Origin of the sequence: Lysinibacillus sp. FSL M8-0355 (genome assembly GCF_038008985.1) — a bacterium.
GTDB lineage: Bacteria > Bacillota > Bacilli > Bacillales_A > Planococcaceae > Lysinibacillus > Lysinibacillus fusiformis_D.
The window spans coordinates 1,927,213-1,944,392 of sequence record NZ_JBBPAI010000001.1 but is presented as its reverse complement, the minus strand read 5'-3'; the positions used below and the strand labels follow the sequence as shown (position 1 = coordinate 1,944,392).

The 17,180-nt window shown below is 40.5% G+C and carries 20 protein-coding genes; 3 read left to right on the top strand and 17 right to left on the bottom strand.

Annotation, left to right across the window (positions count from 1 at the left end; all coding sequences use genetic code 11):
• Window positions 1–24: 24 nt before the first annotated feature.
• The 9 genes from MKY46_RS09275 to MKY46_RS09235 all read right to left on the bottom strand — a co-directional run bounded on the left by MKY46_RS09275 (window position 25) and on the right by MKY46_RS09235 (window position 8,195).
• Window positions 25–1,599, bottom strand: coding sequence for an amidohydrolase (locus MKY46_RS09275; protein WP_340833999.1), 1,575 nt, complete (start codon window positions 1,597–1,599; stop codon window positions 25–27).
• An 18-nt stretch (window positions 1,600–1,617) separates the two neighbouring features.
• The gene (locus MKY46_RS09270; protein ID WP_036117296.1) at window positions 1,618–2,169 is read right to left on the bottom strand and encodes a biotin transporter BioY; all 552 of its coding nucleotides are present in this window, start codon (window positions 2,167–2,169) and stop codon (window positions 1,618–1,620) included.
• Between the two features lie 141 nt (window positions 2,170–2,310).
• A complete protein-coding gene (locus MKY46_RS09265) occupies window positions 2,311–2,973 on the bottom strand; it encodes a TIGR04104 family putative zinc finger protein (protein ID WP_036117294.1) in 663 nt (220 codons plus the stop codon).
• A complete protein-coding gene (locus MKY46_RS09260; protein ID WP_036117292.1) occupies window positions 2,960–3,478 on the bottom strand; it encodes a sigma-70 family RNA polymerase sigma factor in 519 nt (172 codons plus the stop codon). The genes MKY46_RS09265 and MKY46_RS09260 overlap by 14 nt, the downstream gene beginning before the upstream one ends.
• A gap of 104 nt (window positions 3,479–3,582) precedes the next feature.
• The gene (locus MKY46_RS09255) at window positions 3,583–4,338 is read right to left on the bottom strand and encodes an ABC transporter ATP-binding protein (protein WP_036117290.1); all 756 of its coding nucleotides are present in this window, start codon (window positions 4,336–4,338) and stop codon (window positions 3,583–3,585) included.
• A 6-nt stretch (window positions 4,339–4,344) separates the two neighbouring features.
• Complete coding sequence (locus MKY46_RS09250; RefSeq protein ID WP_340833996.1) at window positions 4,345–6,663, bottom strand: ABC transporter permease; 2,319 nt, start codon at window positions 6,661–6,663, stop codon at window positions 4,345–4,347.
• A 59-nt stretch (window positions 6,664–6,722) separates the two neighbouring features.
• Window positions 6,723–7,373 (bottom strand): TetR/AcrR family transcriptional regulator, encoded by a 651-nt coding sequence (locus MKY46_RS09245; protein ID WP_036117279.1) that lies wholly within the window; start codon window positions 7,371–7,373, stop codon window positions 6,723–6,725.
• Between the two features lie 119 nt (window positions 7,374–7,492).
• On the bottom strand, window positions 7,493–7,714 hold the full coding sequence (locus tag MKY46_RS09240) for a helix-turn-helix domain-containing protein (protein WP_036117277.1): 222 nt from the start codon (window positions 7,712–7,714) through the stop codon (window positions 7,493–7,495).
• A gap of 10 nt (window positions 7,715–7,724) precedes the next feature.
• Window positions 7,725–8,195, bottom strand: a complete 471-nt coding sequence (locus MKY46_RS09235; RefSeq protein ID WP_036117275.1) for a DUF2975 domain-containing protein — start codon at window positions 8,193–8,195, stop codon at window positions 7,725–7,727.
• 188 nt (window positions 8,196–8,383) lie between these two features.
• Here MKY46_RS09235 and MKY46_RS09230 point away from each other — a divergent pair, with 188 nt between their 5' ends.
• A complete protein-coding gene (locus tag MKY46_RS09230) occupies window positions 8,384–8,932 on the top strand; it encodes a GNAT family N-acetyltransferase (RefSeq protein WP_036117273.1) in 549 nt (182 codons plus the stop codon).
• Between the two features lie 53 nt (window positions 8,933–8,985).
• On the opposite strand, the gene MKY46_RS09225 is transcribed toward MKY46_RS09230, so the two are convergent.
• From MKY46_RS09225 to MKY46_RS09215, 3 genes are all read right to left on the bottom strand, one after another.
• Window positions 8,986–10,434: a tetratricopeptide repeat-containing diguanylate cyclase gene (locus tag MKY46_RS09225; protein WP_036117270.1), complete on the bottom strand. Its 1,449-nt coding sequence runs from the start codon at window positions 10,432–10,434 to the stop codon at window positions 8,986–8,988.
• A gap of 222 nt (window positions 10,435–10,656) precedes the next feature.
• Entirely contained in the window at window positions 10,657–11,847 is a 1,191-nt protein-coding gene (locus MKY46_RS09220; protein ID WP_036117268.1) for a hypothetical protein, read from the bottom strand.
• The gene (locus MKY46_RS09215) at window positions 11,840–12,346 is read right to left on the bottom strand and encodes a sigma-70 family RNA polymerase sigma factor (protein WP_036117266.1); all 507 of its coding nucleotides are present in this window, start codon (window positions 12,344–12,346) and stop codon (window positions 11,840–11,842) included. Before MKY46_RS09215 ends, MKY46_RS09220 begins: the two co-directional genes overlap by 8 nt.
• A 124-nt stretch (window positions 12,347–12,470) precedes the next feature.
• Between MKY46_RS09215 and MKY46_RS09210 the strand changes: the two genes are divergently transcribed.
• Together MKY46_RS09210 and MKY46_RS09205 are read left to right on the top strand one after the other, a co-directional pair.
• On the top strand, window positions 12,471–12,899 hold the full coding sequence (locus tag MKY46_RS09210) for a MerR family transcriptional regulator (protein WP_036117264.1): 429 nt from the start codon (window positions 12,471–12,473) through the stop codon (window positions 12,897–12,899).
• A complete protein-coding gene (locus tag MKY46_RS09205; RefSeq protein WP_230593744.1) occupies window positions 12,896–13,252 on the top strand; it encodes a DUF4260 domain-containing protein in 357 nt (118 codons plus the stop codon). Before MKY46_RS09210 ends, MKY46_RS09205 begins: the two co-directional genes overlap by 4 nt.
• 121 nt (window positions 13,253–13,373) lie before the next feature.
• Here MKY46_RS09205 and MKY46_RS09200 read toward each other — a convergent pair whose 3' ends face one another.
• From MKY46_RS09200 to MKY46_RS09180, 5 genes are all read right to left on the bottom strand, one after another.
• Entirely contained in the window at window positions 13,374–13,586 is a 213-nt protein-coding gene (locus MKY46_RS09200; RefSeq protein ID WP_036117262.1) for a hypothetical protein, read from the bottom strand.
• Between the two features lie 75 nt (window positions 13,587–13,661).
• The gene (locus tag MKY46_RS09195) at window positions 13,662–13,883 is read right to left on the bottom strand and encodes a hypothetical protein (protein WP_036117260.1); all 222 of its coding nucleotides are present in this window, start codon (window positions 13,881–13,883) and stop codon (window positions 13,662–13,664) included.
• A gap of 9 nt (window positions 13,884–13,892) precedes the next feature.
• Window positions 13,893–14,963 carry a LolA family protein gene (locus MKY46_RS09190; protein ID WP_036117258.1) on the bottom strand — a complete coding sequence of 357 codons (1,071 nt, stop codon included), beginning with the start codon at window positions 14,961–14,963 and terminating at the stop codon, window positions 13,893–13,895.
• Window positions 14,960–16,411, bottom strand: coding sequence for a HAMP domain-containing sensor histidine kinase (locus tag MKY46_RS09185; RefSeq protein WP_340833990.1), 1,452 nt, complete (start codon window positions 16,409–16,411; stop codon window positions 14,960–14,962). Before MKY46_RS09185 ends, MKY46_RS09190 begins: the two co-directional genes overlap by 4 nt.
• Window positions 16,408–17,106: a response regulator transcription factor gene (locus tag MKY46_RS09180; RefSeq protein ID WP_340833988.1), complete on the bottom strand. Its 699-nt coding sequence runs from the start codon at window positions 17,104–17,106 to the stop codon at window positions 16,408–16,410. The genes MKY46_RS09185 and MKY46_RS09180 overlap by 4 nt, the downstream gene beginning before the upstream one ends.
• Window positions 17,107–17,180 lie beyond the last annotated feature (74 nt).

The following is a 17,180-nucleotide window of genomic DNA, read 5'->3' as shown; positions in this document are numbered from 1 at the left end:
ACCGAGAAAAAATCGCTGCAAAGGTTATCCTTCACAGCGATTTTCATATACCATCTTCCCATCCACCACCGTACAAGCTACTTGTATATGTGGTAGTTGTTCAATATCTACAGTAAAAAGATCCTCCTGTAAAACCGTAAAATCGGCTGCATAGCCTGCTGCAATTTTGCCACGTTTATGTGACTGACCGATTATTTCGGCTGCTCCTACGGTATACAGATGGACGGCCTCAAACCGTGAAATTTTCTCCTGCGGATTATAGCCCTCATGGCTTTCGCCAATATTTCTTCTTGTGACAGCAGCGTAAATGCCTTGTAGCGGATTGGGAACCTCAATCGGGGCGTCACTGCCCCCTGCCACAATCAGCCCTCGGTCAAGAAGGGACTTTAAAGGATGTAAGCCTTGAGCGCGCGCCTCTCCAAGTCTCGATAACTCTGCTTGATATTCTCCCTGTACAAATTGCGGCTGCATATCTACCGCAACAGGTAAAGTAGCTAGTCTGGCTAATAGTTCATCATCAACTAAGCTACAGTGAATCACGCGATCAAACTGACCATCCTGCGGCGGATAGGCCGCAAAAACGTCTAAAATCGTTGCTATTGCTAAATCTCCAATCGTATGCACGGCCACAGTTTGTCCGTACTGACGAGCAAGCTGAACATAGGTTGTTAATTGCTCTGTTGTATGAATGAGCATCCCAGCATTGTTAGGGTCATCACTATACGGTTGACGTAGCGCCGCCGTGCGACCGCCAAAGGCTCCGTCAATAAAAATTTTCATAGCGCCAAACTCTAAAAATGGTGATGGGGCTAAATCCATTTTTGCGACCGCTTCAAAGACCGTATGATGCTGTAATAAATGAACTTTAAAGGATTGCTGTGCCTCCACGATTTTACGATAAGCCAGAATCGGTTGGCTTGGTGGTCCGTAATAGCTTAAGTCCTCAGAATGCCCTCCTACTAAACCATAGGATTGAAGCGAGGCCACCGCTTTTGCCAAAGCATCCTCGATATACGCAGGTGTAATATGCGGCATATGGTTGACAATTAAATACAATGCTGCGTCCTTTAGTACACCTGTGAGCTGACCGTCGACTTTGTCAATGACACCGCCCTCTGGTGAAGGGGTATCATGTGTAATTCCTGCAAAAGTGAGTGCCTTAGTATTGGCTAAGATCAAATGATGACAGCTCCGTTTAATGATTAAATAGGCTTCTCCAAGTGCATCCAGCTCCGCTAATGTCGGCAAAATCGGTTCATCAAATTGGTTTTCATTTAGCCCGATTGCAATGACCCATTCCTGTGCCGTGGCCTTGGACATTCGCTCTTGAAGCTTCTTGAGTAATGCCTCTTTACTGGTAACTGCTGAGACATCAATATGCTTGAGCTTTTCACCGTAGCCAATAATATGTAAATGACTGTCTACAAAACCAGGGTACATGGTCTTGCCCTCTAAATGTTGGATAGAAGCAGCTAGTGGCGACAAGCTCTCCACTGAGCCTGTCGCCACAATTTTTCCATCTTCTACAAGGACTGCTTCCACTGTTTCACCAACCTGAGCCATCGTGTAAATCTTGCCACCTGTCCATAATGTTGCCAAAACAATTCCTCCCATGTCCTATGCTGTTGCTTCAATTAAATGTGCGCTCTCTAAGCGACGACGGACAATGACACCAATCCACGCTGCAAGTACCGCTTTGACGATCCCCACTACGATAAATGGTGCAACACCACCCATAAAGGCAGCTGTCCACGTGTATTCTGCTACAATTTTTAACCACACTGTTCCGAACGCTAATGTGATGATCATGCCAATAATATTCGCAATAATAGCGTGAACAAATGTAATACCAAATTGATCTAAGTATAAGCCCATAATAATCGCTGTGACAAGGAAACCGACGATATATCCACCTGTTGGACCAACTAAAATCCCGAGTCCGCCTGACATCCCACTAAATACAGGTAAACCTACTGCGCCTAATAGTATATAAAGCAGGACAGATATCGTCCCTAATCTTGTCCCTAAAATGGTTACGACAATTCCAACCGCTAAAGTTTGTCCTGTAATCGGAATAAGTGGTAGTGGAATCGTTACTTGTGCTAGAACGGCGATAATCGCAGCTCCAAATGCTGCTAACACGTATTGATATGTACTTCCTTTTTTCAATGTAAAAAGCCTCCCCTTTTGCGTTAACCAATAATTAAAATAAGTTAACACAAAGATAAAGCAAATAAAAACCATTGTCAATCTATTTTCGAATAAAAAAGGAAATTGCTAGATTACAATAGTAATTTCCTTTCAAAATGATTACCATAAAGGTTCATTCATTGGATCTTTTTCTTGCAGCTTAAACACATATGGCGCAATTTGATGATGATAAAAGAACATGCCCACTAAAAAGAAAATAAGTCCGATAACAAAATGTTGGAAAACATGCTGCAGCATAATCAATAACGGCACTGGCATCGTCATCACACCACTGATTTGAATGGATTTTTTTGTGCGATATTGTTTTTGTCCACAATGAGGGCACACAATTTCACCATTTTTGCGATACAACTTACGTGCATCTTTCTCAGACCAGCTCTCCCCACATTCAATACAAACAGGTAGGCCATATCCTTTTTTCACTAACAAACGCTTGACAATAAAAGTTGCTCCGATAAATATACCAAGCAATAACATGCCTCTTACATAATCGGAGTCAAAAAGGGACCACCAGTGCCATGTATCTGATGATGTACTAGCTGCTTGCTGTCCTGTGGTACGCTGTTCCTTTTGCTGTGTCAAAATATAGCTAAAACCAATGACGAAAACAGTAAAGGTTGCCAGCACGAGACGATATGTCCATTCCCCTCCTGTTTTACGTTGCCCTTGTCGTCGCGCTTTGTCAGCGATTAATTGCTTGCGCTGTTGTGAGAGCTTGACATCCTGTAGCTCCTTAAGCAAATCCTCTTTAAATTGATTCATGACGTAGCCCCTCCCAATCAAAGTCACCCATTGCTGCTGCCAGCTGTTTACGGGCTCGCTGTAGTCTTGTACGAATTGTTGCTTCTGGACAATGCACGAGCTGGGCAATTTCCACAGTCGTCATCTCCTCAAAATAATACAAAATCAAGACCTCTCGATAGGTGACTGATAACGTAAACAATGCCTCCATTAGCTCTTTTTTGACGGATTTCTCTAGCATCTCCTTTTCAGGTGTGACCGTTGTCGTGCGCCCTGTAATCTTTTCAAACAGTGTCAGCCGTTTGCTTTTCCAACTCCGTAAATAATCATGACTTCGATTAACCGTCATTTTCACTAAATATGTACGCAATGATGCTTCCTGGCGAAACTGTTCCTGCTTTTGATAAAAGGCGATGAACACATCCTGCACAATGTCTTCTGCTGTCGTCTTATTTTTCACATATAGATAGGCGACCTTTAGCAAGTAATCACCATGCTCCTCGATTATCTGTTCAATATCCATCATTGCTCTCACCTTCTTTCTACACTACTGACGGACGCCACTGCCATTACGATTCAATTTTCACAAAAAAATCCGTAATTTTTTAATCATTACGGATTCTCATCTATTTAAATACCTATTTCTCGCATAGTACCCACTACTTTGGCCATTCTATCGTCTAAATCTATGCCTGTAAAGGTGGGCAATCGTAGCTCATTTACGATGGCTCCATCACACATAAAGAGAATACGCTCCGTTCTGGCAGCAATTTTCGGGTCATGTGTCACAAGCATGATCGTTGTACCCTCGCTATTGATGACAGTGAATAAATCCATGATTTCCTGTGCAGATGTTGAATTCAGAGCACCTGTTGGTTCATCTCCAAAAATCATTAGAGGATCGCTAATCAATGCACGACAGATGCCTGCTCGTTGCAATTGTCCGCCAGAAACTTGTGTCAAATCTCGCTTTGCTAAGTCCGCAATTCCCATTTTTTCCATGATGGACAGCGCTTTGTCTGTTAAGATGCTCACATTTTTTCGTTGATCACGCATCGCAGGTAACAAAATATTATCAAGGATATTTAAGTTTTTTAGAAAGGTCGGCTGCTGAAACACAAAGCCCATTCTTGTTCTGCGCAAATCCGCAAGCTCATTGTCACGAAGTGAGGCTAAATCCATGCCATCAAAGATCACTTGCCCATGATCGATAGTGTCCATCCCACTAAGTGCATACAAGAGTGTCGATTTCCCACAGCCAGAGGGCCCCATAATGGCAACGAACTCCCCTTTATTTATTGTAACGGAAATATTCATTAACACATTATACTGTTCATCGCCGACCTGAAATGACTTTGCTATTTGCTTACCACTCACTAGTTTCATAAGGTTCTACTCCTTTATATGGTCCATCATTTTGACATGCCCCGCCCTGGACGTACCTATGAGTGTAGCTAGCAGAACAACGCTTGTGAGCGCTAATGGGCAAAAAACATAGGCCGCTAGAGGTTGAATCGTAAACTTAAATGAAGCCGCACCAAATGATGCGATAACCGTACTTGTCACAAGCTCACCTAGCGTGTTGGCGAGGAACGTCCCCATTGTTATAGCCAATAGTAAAACAAACACGGCTCGAGCCGCATATTGTGTAGCGATATCTCTGTTGGTAAAGCCTAATGCCTTCATAATAGCGATAGATGTTTGATCCTTCGCCATTAGCATGTTCATAAATAACAGCGTGACGAGCAAACACAGCAAGAGGGCTATGGCAAGTGCTGCACGAGATGCTTTTTCAATGGCATGGATGGTCGTGCTAAAGGTTTGGTTGATATAATCATCAATGCCTGAGACCTTTGCAAAAGAAAATGTTTCTGCATATTCCTTTCGCTTCTCCTCGACCTGCGATGGCTTAGACATCGTTCCATAGATGACACTCCACATACTTTCTGTAGAATGGTCAAAGAAAGCTGCCTTTGCTGTCTTGCCACCATTCGTAATATCAGAATAAATGCCGCTAACAGTCAAATCCTTCACTTCTCCATGAATGATCAATGACATAGCATCGCCAACCTTTTTGTGAAGCTCTTCAGCATTTAGCACAGAAAGCGCGATTTCATTGTGGGCAATTGGTGCCCTGCCATGTGCATATTCTACTGGGAAAATGGTATGGTCGCCCAGCTCTATTTTTAAGCTTGCTTCCGAGCCATCATCAGCCATTGTCGTGAATTTTTTTGTCGTCAACACACTATAATGCTCGATTGCTTTGTCTTGTTCTAATGTCTTAATGACAGCTGCCACCTGCTGGGCAGTTTGCTTGCTTTGTGGGACATCTATTCGAATATCACTATTGCCAATGCCCATATACGTCATAAAGCTTTTGGCGGCAATTGTATTGTGTAAATTATGAGGTACAATGATGATAAATGTTGCCAGGAGTAAGACGACCAGCATAGTGGCATACAGCCTTTTCCGTGACAGGACATCCTTCACCCCAAGAAAGAGATTAATGGGAAGTCTTTTATTTGAGCTGAGGTTCAACCATTTTGTATGCTGTGTTTTTCCTTGTGTTGTACCAAAACGCAACGCCTGAGTGGCTGATAGCTTGCGAAATTGTTTCAGAACAGATTGTACATAGCCCATTATCACGATAAATACGAGCAATAGCCCGATGAAGATGAACAGCCAAATCAGTGAGGTATTGCCCGTTTCCCCCATGAACAAACGGATATTTTCAAGTAGCCTATTTCGAAGCAAGAAAGAGCTAGCAAACCCTAGCATACAGCCTATTACCGTGATCACAGCATATTTGGCAAAATACATCTTTTGAATATCCGCAACACGAATGCCAATCGCTTTCATGACACCAATTTCGCGATAATCCTCTTCCATCTTCGTGAGTAATGTAAAACGAATACACATAAAAGCAATGAATACTACAAGAAGGCTGATTAATAAAATGACAGCAATCATTAGCCCATCCGATAGTGCATTTAGCATTTTGAAGAGCGGCAACGTAATGGATGGTCCATTCGCTTCTAACCCTGCACGTGTGTAGGCTTCTTCAAAATCTTTTAATTCAGCCAAATCGTTTAACCGAAATTCAATCAAATATTCAACCGTGCCCGCTCCCTTGATGGCTGCATAGTCCTGTTCACTGACAAGAAAGCGTTTTGAAGAGGCCAGCATAGCATTCATTTGTGAATCTCGTAAAAATCCTGCAATCGTCAAGTGCTTATCTTGAACAATCACGGTGTCACCCAGTTTGGCTGTCCCATCCTTCCAATAGCCTATTGGCACATAAATATCGCCATTCGCCACTTCAATTACATGACCATCCAGGTCCAGTAAATAATCGAATTTCTCACTTTGCGTACTAAAGCCATTGTCCTGTACACTATGCGCTAGTGTGGTGCCAGCAATATGGATCTTGGCCCCATCTACATTGAGAAATTCATTGACCTGAAATTCGTCTACACGTTCATCACGTTCCGCAAACTCAGTGAGTCGTGCTTGATCAATTTTGCCTGCATGCATCTGTAGAAAATGAGACGTTTCTGCTTGCTCCATCATCGTTTCCATCGCACTTGTTAAATGGACAATGAGCATTGCCGAGAGCGTGACAAGCATAGCAGCAGCTGCCACAAACAGTATCGTGATACCTGCTATAAGCTTGCTCTTTGCCACATCATTTCGCACAAATTTCCAATACATAGGTCACCTCTTTGGAAGTTTTTAACTACCATCAAACCTAACAAGACCCTCATTCGTATTTATGTCGTACTACCTTCACCATCCTTGCCAAACATTTGCATCATATAGAGCAAACTACCACTTTCCACTCCAAGCATTCGTTCGACATTAAAGATAAATGCTGGAATGCGTGCCGCTCGTTCTTCATCTGTCATCAGCACTAAATCATCATCGAATACAGCATTGGTATAGGCGATAATCATTTCCATACACTCATATGGATAGGGAGTATGATAAACGCCCTGTTCAATACCATCACGAATAATGGCCGTAAGGATTGGTGGCACTTGATTCATCACCACCTGCTGTATTTTTCGATGCATTAATGCATTTTGCGGCTTATGCACATGCTCCATAATCTCCTGACCACCATTTTCATGCTGTATGTTTAATGCCATCACAACACGTAGAATGCGCTCATTCACAGCAATGCTTTTGTCTTCTGCAATCGCTCTTGCCTTTGCAAGCATCGTACTTGTATAACGCTCAATGAGGGCATCCATAATATCTTCCTTAGACTTAAAGTGATAATAAAGCGTGCCCCGTGCAATGCCCACTTTTTCAAGAATATTGCTGGTGCTAGTACCGTCAAACCCCTTCTGTGTAAATAATTCGTCTGCTGCATCTAATATTTCATTGCGACGCTCTTCCGCCTTCTTCATTTCCCTCATAATCACAACCCCTTACATTTGACCGACTGCCTGTCGATATATCTTTTCTTTATCGTATCATAGGACGACCATTACTGGCAATAATTCCTACAAAAAAAGAATCTGCATGAAGCAGACTCTTATTTTTGCGTGTCCTCGTTCTTTCGATATTCCAAAATATCGCCAGGCTGACAATTCAATGCCTCACAAATGGCCTCTAACGTTGAAAAACGAATGGCTTTGGCCTTGCCGTTTTTTAAAATAGAAAGGTTTGCCATCGTGATGCCCACTTTTTCTGAAAGCTCTGTTACGCTCATTTTTCGTTTTGCCAGCATTACATCAATATTGATGATCATTGCCATAGTATTCACCTCAAACCGTTAAATCGTTTTCTGATTTGATATCGATGGCATTTTTTAGAAGCTTTTGCAGCACAGCAGCAAAGACTGCCACGACAAAGGAAGCAAAAATAATAACCATTCCGATAATAATAAGACCAGGGGCATCATCTACTTCCGCCACATAGTATATCAGTGGCATGCCTACCACGTATACACCACTAATGATAATTGCACAATATTTAATATTGATTAAAGCTTTCACGGATCGTTCTGAAAACGCAATATTTTGATCGATATAGCTTAGTAGTTTAATCGTCGTATACAGAGCAACAAAATAGGCGATGGCCGTTGCATAAACACCTAGTAAAGCAAAAATGGTTGTTTTCGGAAAATGCTGTGCTGCCCCTATCGCTACACGAGGAACTACCAATAGACATAAGGCAAGAACCGGTATTCCCATTAGAAAAACAGCTATCTTTAAAAAGAGCGTTTCTCGTTTCATCTGACGCACCTCTTTTATTTATTCTCCTGTACAATTTATCATAATTTTTATCGTTTTTCAATAAATATTTATTCTGATTCAAGATGTATTTTTAACTGTTATTTGGTTTATTTTCCCTTTTATTGTGCTATAATCGATTCATCTTCTCAAGCTTTAAAAAATATCGCTGAAGACAAAGGAGGAATTCGATGATTTACCGAGCAGCAGAAAAAACAATGGAGACTGAGCGTTTATTACTCCGCCCTTTTACAGAAGCAGATGCACCTGAGGTAAGTGTTTTATGTAACAATTATGCCATTTACAAAAGCACACTGAACGTACCTTATCCCTACACAATAGATTGTGCATTGTCATGGATAGCCACTCATCAACAAAACTTTGAGGAGAATCGCCTCTACGAATGGGCTATAACAGATAAACACAGTGGACAATTATATGGGGCGATAGGGTTGTCCAATCAGCAGCCACATCAAAGGGGCGAAATCGCCTATTGGATTGGGGAGCCCTATTGGGGAAATGGCTATGGGACAGAAGCAACCCAAGCAATCATCGCCTTTGCGTTTCAAGAGAAAAAGTATCATCGTGTCTATGCTCAGTATTTTCAATCCAATCCTGCATCCGGCAAAATCATGGAGAAATGCGGGATGCATTATGAGGGAACCTTAAAACAGCATGTGTATAAAAATGGTGCTTTCGAAGATATTGTTTATTATGGCTTAATCAATCCAAACCATTAGTTGACAACTTACACAAAAGAGGCACTTCCTATGCAGATATGCCTCTCCCTCGTTTATATACCATTTCCCACATCGGAATAATGATTATAGTGCGTAATTTGGTTGCGACCATTGCGCTTGGACTTATAGAGCGCTTCATCTGCATGTTGGATTAGTTCTTCCACTTTTACAATGCTGCCTCGCTGATTGGTACTTACTCCAATGCTAAATTCCAAATGAACCTTTTCATTATTCACTACCAGAGACAATGCCGTTAATGCGTGATAAAGATTATCAGCCAATATTTGCACCGATTCCCCTTCCTTAACCTGACTTAGCACAATAAATTCATCCCCACCAAAACGAGCAACAATGGACTCAAACGGTTCAAAATAGTCCTTTAATGCTTTGGCTGTACTCGTCAACGCATCATCGCCAATTAAATGTCCATTCATATCATTGATTTCTTTAAAATGGTCTAAATCCACCATCATTAAAGCTAGTTGCTGATTACTTTCGGCCGCTTTTTCAACCATCTTTTTCGCCTGTTCATCAAAATAGCGTCGATTGTAGATATTTGTCAGCGGATCCATATAGGCATTTTTTTCAAATTGCTTCTTATGATCGTTGTATTCCATTTCAAACAATACATGTGAATAGTTTTCACGTTGAATTTCTAATAAAATATTTATAAATTCTTTTTGTATAGCACATAACACAATTTTATTGCCCTGTGCCTCAATTAATTTCACTAAAGAATTATAAATGATTTGCAGCAAGGACAGGTCATTGTTTTGCAGGGCATAATGTTTCGTCTTTTGATATAAATCAATGGCTTCACTGATACGCCCTTGTTTTTCACATAGGAAGGCGTACGCATTGAATACCTCTAGTTGTACTTTCGAATAAGGCGGATCTTGAATCGTTGCCAGCAATTCTAGTAAGAGTTCGTTCGCTTCATCAAATTCTTCCAGCCAGATAAGTGCAACAGCTAGGTTCGTTTTAGGATACATAACCCCTGTATAGGGCTCTTTATGCTTCACTTCAAATGCATTCGAATAGTAAAGACTTTTTAGGGCAAATTCCTTGGCTGTGCGATAGTTGCCCATCGAAATTTCTAAATCACTTAGGTTATTGTAAATTTTCCCCATACTCTCCACATGATGAATCGTTTCAGCTATTTTTAAGCCCTTCAGCATTAACTCTTCTGATTTCTTTAAATGACCAAATGTTCCCCAATAAATAGCGGCTAAATTGTAGTATTGAATTAAATCGATATCATTGCCATGTTGAAAGGTTAGCTCACGATATTGTTCAAGGACACTGATGGAAAGCTGTAGATCACCCGTTTGAAAATAACTAGCACAACTATAGCGCAATAGCAGGATAGCCTTATCATACATTCCAAGCTCAATGGCACTCTCGATTGCGGCACTACTTATTTCTATATATTCTAAAAAGCGATCAGCATTATATAATTCATTGAGCGTAATCCATAATTCTTCAAATTCTTGTGTGTTCATACCGCTCCCCCTTATTTTCACCCTTACTTCTTTAATACTACCTTTGCACACAAAATATTACAATTCTTTGGACTCATTTAATTTCCCATCATTAAGCAATTATTCCTAACAACAAATATCTCTATGTATTTTATCCTAGATGTAATGAAAAGTTATTTTAACATGGTACTTTCACTATAATTTTCTCCTCAACAAAAAACAAGCCTCTTTCAAAGAGACTTGCTAAGATTCCTGTAAACCTATTAGCGCTTTTAACTGCATTGCTCTTTTAGCATTCAGCTGGATTTCTCCACTCCCTACTTTTTGAAGATAAAGAGATCCACCATAGCCCTTCCACATTTCGATACGCACGCCATCAACCTGAAAAGAATACTCGGGAGGTCTTGCTATCTTATTGGCTGGCTGCCATGGGACATCCTGCAAAAACTGAGCGACTTCTTGTTCATTTTCCAGCTCAAGCACCTTTGTAATGGTTGGCTCTAGTTTTTCCAATTTAGTTAATAAACCATATTTTCTTATGACTCCGTTTTCCTCAATGCTCCCTGTTCCCATTGAAGTGAAAGTAATATAATCCCCTTGCTTGACAGGAAATTCATCCAGCACAGGATACCAATCGGCTTGTTCATATTTTTCCGCAAGCTGTCCCTCCGTCATATGATTAAGATCCTCAGGAATCACTCCTTCTATAAATAAGAAAACATTCGATTCGACCTTCGCAACTGTGCCGACCATTGAAGAGCCATGTGCACTGGTACGTATTTCGATGTTATGCTCCTTTTGAAAGGTTCTTGCCTGCTCAGCAAAATGCGCTTGGAAATACCGTTTGGCATCAATATTGGCTACCTCTTGATAAGCATAAAAGGTTGGATATTTTTCTTGATATATCGTATACAGCTTCGTCCTAGCGGTATACATTGGCAGGAGGGGTTCAAGGTATGTTTTCGCATATTGTTTCGGCTCTAGTCCGAGAAAAAGAGCTTCAGATTCAGGCGATTGCTGTAGCATTTCCAATTGCTCAACCTGTTTCTTTCTTTCTGCCTCTAACTCTTTCTTAGAATAGGTAACCCCTAATGATTTCGCAAAATAGTAGGAGGCAACAAGCTTTTCATATGAAAAATACGCCTCCTCTTTATAATATGCCTGCTCTTGCCCTGACCGTATCATATGGCTAATACGCTCAAAGTGCTCCAGTTGCCTTTCATGGAATAGGGCGGTCGTCTGCTTTGTTTCATTCGTTAAAAGCTGCATCATTATAAAACCCACAACACAAAGAGTGAGCACAACCGTTAATAGCGTGAATCGTACAGATTTTTTTCTGTTAGTCGGCTGTTGTAACACATGTTTTTTGACTCTTTCTTTGCTCACTGTCACATCCCCTGCTACATTGACTAATTCCTTCTGTATATCATTCATGCCCTAGCACCTCCCATTCCTCCTGCTTTAGATGGGGCTTTAATGCTTCTCTTGCCCGTTTCAGCCTTGTTTTCACCGTATTTTCTGCAATTCCTAGTAGCTGAGCAATATCACGAATCTTCATTTCTTCAAAATAATAAAGAATGACGGGCTCACGATAGGCTAAGGACAATTTTAAAATGGCTGCCCCAATCTGAGATCGTTCCTCTGCTGCAACGAGCTCATCCCGCTGTTTATGCCCCTGTAGCGGAAATAGTTTTTCTTGGAATAGTAATTTCCTATAATGCCAGCTTTTTAAATAATCTTTGCTTTGATTAATCGTTAACGTGGATAAGTATGCACGTAGCTGCCCTCGCTCCTCATAGTCACGCTGAGAAAATTTAATAAAGACCTCTTGCACAATATCCTCGGCTGTTTGCCGGTTTTTCACGTAAAAATAGGCGAGACGTAATAAATGTTCTGCATGTTCATCGATTATTTCTTCAAGTATGCCGTCCACCTCCCCTTCTTACACTATAAACGACTGCCACTAAATAACCGTTTCATTTTTTTAACTATTATTCAAAAAGAACCTTGACCTTGGAGCATACTCCAATGTTAGGATTAATTTAGGAGGTGCTCGTATGAAAATTAAACAATTCGCCGAAAAATTTCACTTCACAACTGATACAGTCCGTTACTACGAAAAAGAGGGTCTTTTACATCCCCAAAAACAGGACAATGGCTATCGTGTGTATGATGCCGCATGTGAGCAGACAATGAAATTCATCATCGTCTTACGTCAACTCGGCTTTACCTTACAAGAAATTAAACATTTACTGACATTGGAACAAAAACCTATCTCCACAGCTTGTAATGAAGAAACCGTACAGCTATTTTCAGTCAAAATAGCACAAATCGAGCAACAACTACGTTTTTATCAGCACGCACTGCAATCATTACAATTGACTAAAACATTAATGGCTGACGGACAATATGAAAAAAATCAAGAAAAAATTGCCTCTCTCATTGAGGGGATGTATCAAAATTTATTGGAAGGTCGTGGCTTATGATGAAATTACGTAAAATCATCTCTTTAGAATATGTGATTGCCTTGATTATCACCGTCTTTTTCTATGGGCACTTGGATTTTTCATGGCTGTATTTTATGGTGTTTTTATTACTCCCTGACATCACTATGATCGGCTATCTCCTCAATCCGAAAATAGGCGCTGTTTTCTATAATATTGGGCATAGCTTTGTATTGCCTGCCCTCCTTCTAGTAATAGGCTTTATGATGTCTAGCTCTATATTTCTGATGGTTGCTTTAATTTGGCTCGCACATATTTTCTTAGATCGCGCACTTGGCTACGGTTTAAAATATGAGGAAGCCTTTCAGAAAACACATTTACAGCAAATTACGTAAGTATTACAAAAAAACAACCACTCTACATGGTTCGGTGACCGTATAGAGTGGTTGTTTTTAAACTAATAGATCATCTATTTATAAATCATAAACCTGCTACATTTACTATGTACGGATCACTTTATCCCCTCATGATGAAGATAAGAAAGTTGTAAATAAACGGTAATATCAAAGCAAGCGCTAAGCACAGCACCGCTGCCCATTTTGTGTTCTTGATGCCCCTATCATCACCTATCTTTAGATGATGAAAATAAGTTAATGTAAAATAAAAGCATACAACCATCAACAGGGGTGAGGTCAATTGTTGGAGTACGCCAACTATAAATGTAGACATCGTCAAAACCTCCTTTTTTTAAATTAAACCATAAAAAGGCAGGATCATCCATCTGTGATCCTACCACTGTTCTATTTAGATGAAACGTTTTAAGATGGATTCATAAAGCCCTACCATAAATAGGCCAATCACGATGGGAATCAGGGATGTAAAACTAAAATAAAAACCTGCATCATCATACTGACCTAAAAAGTGAAATTGTAGCCAAGATACTCCATAGGTTTCCCCTACTCCATATAAGAAAATAGTGGTAAATAAAAACAATGCAAGACATTTCAGCCCTTCTGCTCTTTTCATAGCATCACCTCATTGAACAAATGTCATTTGTTGCACATAGCTTAAAAGATCCTCAAGCGTTAACGCTGGATTTTCCCCAACGATATTGTATTGATAGCCATTTTCCTGCCAAGAAATGGAACGAAAATTTTCATCATCCATAACAGTTCCTTTTTGCCCTCGAATAACCATCTCTTTTTCATTTAATATTGGCTCAATTTCTGCCAAACTCGGATCTGCCTTGAAAATAGTAACAAAAAATGCTGGCTGCCCATCTAATCCATAGTCAAACGAATATTCAGGTCGATCTTCTAATCCTTTAGCCATGGAAATCTTGTCTAGCGTTAGATCATTTTCTTGTGGGACTACTAAAAAAGCTCCTAGTTTTTCTTTGGCACTTTCTAACGAAACAGATTCTGAAGTATCCTCCCCACTAATTTCTTCAATCGTTACATCCTTAGGTAGATCTAGTGTAAATTGTTGGTCATCTATTTTTTTACCCTCCTCCATCTTTGTAAATTCCGTGATCATTTGATTTCCTGCATTATCTGTCTTCGTTTTTAATGTCAGCCATGTTTTCTTGTCAATCCATACTTCGATATCCCCAAATAACGATTCGCTTTTTTTCGTTTTGGCTACAATTTTATACGTGTCTCTTCCAGCTACCTTTTCCTCACCTGCGATCTTAATCTCATGTGTATCCTTGATTAACTTAAAAATAAGCTGTACTTGATCTCTAGGTGATTGAAGCCCATCTAGTCCGCCTTGTGGAAAGGCCATTTTATAGGCTGTATTTTCAGCAACATCATAGCTTATCACTTGTGAATCAGTCATGACTGAGATGACGTGTTCACCATTGTCACCTGTCATCTCCATACGTCTATTGCCATCCTTGACCCACTCTTTCACTTGGGCTTTGCCACCAAGCTCCCCCATATCTAACGTGTATTCGCCATAATAAGTTAGTGGTTCTTTGGATTCTTGTAGTGCTTGCTCAATAATTTCCTGTGGTGAATACGATGCCTCCGTATTACAGCCCACTAAGCTAAATGTCATCACAGCAATTAAGCCCGCTGTTCGGCATGTTTTTTTCCATTTCATTTTTGATTTGCTCCTTTAAAAGGTGGTAGCCAGCATACTACAGCTGTTCCGATATTCTCCTGCGAAAACAGCTCTACTGTACCACCATGTTTTTCGATAATTTGTTTTGTAATATTTAAACCTAGACCTGTCCCTCGTTCTCCAGCCTTCGTTCTTGCACGATCTGCTTGATACATGGGCTCGAATAATTTTGTGATGTCCTCCTGCAAAATACCTTGACCACTATTTTGTACAATGATATATACACCTTCTTGCTTGTTCAAGGTTGACTTCAGGAAATCAAAACTCCATACTGGATAACCCCCAGCATTGACGGCCGCTAAGCCAATAGATGTACCGATATCTCCATAGCGCCATGCATTGCTCATTAAATTATCAATCACGCGCTGTAATTGTTTCGGGTGAACCGCATATAGCCCATCTACATCGCAGAAAACGTTTAAAGTAAATCCTTGTTCTTCACATAATGGTTCATAGTCAGACAATGCCATCTCAAAAAATTCTGCAGCATCAACAGCAACCAGTTCTAATTCATAATTCGTTGATTGGAGCAATGTATACATGAGTAAATCCTCTAGCATATGCTTCATCCGATCAGCCTTCGTTACGATGACCTGCTGATATTCCTCTTGTTGCTGTTCTGTAAGCCCCCTGCTTTGTAAAGATTCTGCATAGGCTTGAATGGCAGTCAGGGGCGTTTTTAAATCATGGGAAATACTTGCAATCATCAACTCTTTTTGTAGCTGCTCCTCTTTTAAGGAAGCTCTTGTCTTCTCAATTTCATTCTGCATGGCCACAAATGATTGAGCTAATTCTCCAATTTCATCTTTTCTTGCGCTAAGATTTGTTTCCACATGACCACCTTTTGCAAAAATGCGCATTTGCTGCATCAGCTCTTTTAATGGTCGATTTAGTCTACGGTTAAGCACGAACAGGACAGCTAAATAGATGGCAAGGAATAGTAGAATGGAACCTGTTATAACAAGCCATGAACGATTTTCAACACCCTTTACCCAATCTGCCCTAACTAATTGAATTTCATAGACACCCAATAAATCGCCCTGTTGATAGACAGGCTCCTTATAGGTAAAGGCGTTGTATGTTTGTTGTAAATCAAATAATCCTTTAAACATGCGCTCTTTTCCAACATAGCCTGATAACAAAGGATTGGAGGAATATAAAATAAAGCCAGATTTTGTATAAAGGGTAATTCCTAGCTGCTCATTTGTCAGCTCTTCTAACTCTTGTAAATCCGCGTTTTTTTGATAGAGCGCTGGATTGTCAATGGTTGCTTTTATTTGATTCAGCTCAGTCCACTTATCAAAGTATTCCGCAACATTTTTATCTTGATAATAAGCATTTATCCATACATAAAGGCTGTATGCCCCTGCAATCGGTAACACCATGACAAGAAAAAAAGTAAGGAGTAACCATGTTTTAATTTTCATAATGGTTCACCTATAAAACGGTATCCCTTGCCCCATACAGTTTGAATAAAATGAGGGCTTTTCACAGAATCATTGAGCTTTTCACGCAATGCCTTGATATGTACTGTGACCGTATGTGTGTCCTCTATACTCGGCTGCTGCCAAATATGCTGATACAGTTCCTCCTTTGTGAAGGTTTGACTCGGATTTTTAGCAAGTAGCTTGAAAAGAGCAAATTCTTTTTGGGTTAACGCTAGCTCTTGCTGATTAACACTCACTATCTCTCGTTGCCAATCAATCATTAATCCAAAGGCATAGGCAGTCCGATCTTCTACTTCCTCTAGCTTGTTATAACGTTTCCAGCGCCTAAGATGGGAAGCCACACGTGCCTTCAACTCCTCTAAACTAAACGGTTTTGCAATATAATCATCTGCCCCCTGCAAGCCCTCCACCTTATCCGCTTCCTCCTTACGAGCACTCATCATGATGATCGGCACATCACTTTCCCAGCGTATATTCTGACAAACCGCAAGCCCATCCATCTCTGGCAGCATCCAATCCACCAACACTAAATCGAAGGAATCCGCCTGAAAATCTGCTAACCCTTCAAGGCCCGTAGTCGCCCACGCCACACCGTACCCCTCCTGCTCTAGCGTCTCTTTGACAATCCGACCAATAGCGACATCATCCTCAATTAGTAGTAACTTTTCCTTCATTCGTTCTCCTCCTATTTCCACCTTACTATGGAAAAAGTGATTTTCTCCGAAGTTTATACTTTCTTTATAATTAA

What these genes read in the sequence shown, in the direction of transcription:
- MKY46_RS09265 (WP_036117294.1), bottom strand. Translation starts at nt 2,973, where the DNA reads ATGAATCAATTTAAAGAGGATTTGCTTAAGGAGCTACAGGATGTCAAG.
- MKY46_RS09260 (WP_036117292.1), bottom strand. Translation starts at nt 3,478, where the DNA reads ATGATGGATATTGAACAGATAATCGAGGAGCATGGTGATTACTTGCTA.
- MKY46_RS09255 (WP_036117290.1), bottom strand. Translation starts at nt 4,338, where the DNA reads ATGAAACTAGTGAGTGGTAAGCAAATAGCAAAGTCATTTCAGGTCGGC.
- MKY46_RS09250 (WP_340833996.1), bottom strand. Translation starts at nt 6,663, where the DNA reads ATGTATTGGAAATTTGTGCGAAATGATGTGGCAAAGAGCAAGCTTATA.
- MKY46_RS09245 (WP_036117279.1), bottom strand. Translation starts at nt 7,373, where the DNA reads ATGAGGGAAATGAAGAAGGCGGAAGAGCGTCGCAATGAAATATTAGAT.
- MKY46_RS09240 (WP_036117277.1), bottom strand. Translation starts at nt 7,714, where the DNA reads ATGGCAATGATCATCAATATTGATGTAATGCTGGCAAAACGAAAAATG.
- MKY46_RS09235 (WP_036117275.1), bottom strand. Translation starts at nt 8,195, where the DNA reads ATGAAACGAGAAACGCTCTTTTTAAAGATAGCTGTTTTTCTAATGGGA.
- MKY46_RS09230 (WP_036117273.1), top strand. Translation starts at nt 8,384, where the DNA reads ATGATTTACCGAGCAGCAGAAAAAACAATGGAGACTGAGCGTTTATTA.
- MKY46_RS09225 (WP_036117270.1), bottom strand. Translation starts at nt 10,434, where the DNA reads ATGAACACACAAGAATTTGAAGAATTATGGATTACGCTCAATGAATTA.
- MKY46_RS09220 (WP_036117268.1), bottom strand. Translation starts at nt 11,847, where the DNA reads ATGAATGATATACAGAAGGAATTAGTCAATGTAGCAGGGGATGTGACA.
- MKY46_RS09210 (WP_036117264.1), top strand. Translation starts at nt 12,471, where the DNA reads ATGAAAATTAAACAATTCGCCGAAAAATTTCACTTCACAACTGATACA.
- MKY46_RS09205 (WP_230593744.1), top strand. Translation starts at nt 12,896, where the DNA reads ATGATGAAATTACGTAAAATCATCTCTTTAGAATATGTGATTGCCTTG.
- MKY46_RS09200 (WP_036117262.1), bottom strand. Translation starts at nt 13,586, where the DNA reads ATGTCTACATTTATAGTTGGCGTACTCCAACAATTGACCTCACCCCTG.
- MKY46_RS09195 (WP_036117260.1), bottom strand. Translation starts at nt 13,883, where the DNA reads ATGAAAAGAGCAGAAGGGCTGAAATGTCTTGCATTGTTTTTATTTACC.
- MKY46_RS09190 (WP_036117258.1), bottom strand. Translation starts at nt 14,963, where the DNA reads ATGAAATGGAAAAAAACATGCCGAACAGCGGGCTTAATTGCTGTGATG.
- MKY46_RS09185 (WP_340833990.1), bottom strand. Translation starts at nt 16,411, where the DNA reads ATGAAAATTAAAACATGGTTACTCCTTACTTTTTTTCTTGTCATGGTG.
- MKY46_RS09180 (WP_340833988.1), bottom strand. Translation starts at nt 17,106, where the DNA reads ATGAAGGAAAAGTTACTACTAATTGAGGATGATGTCGCTATTGGTCGG.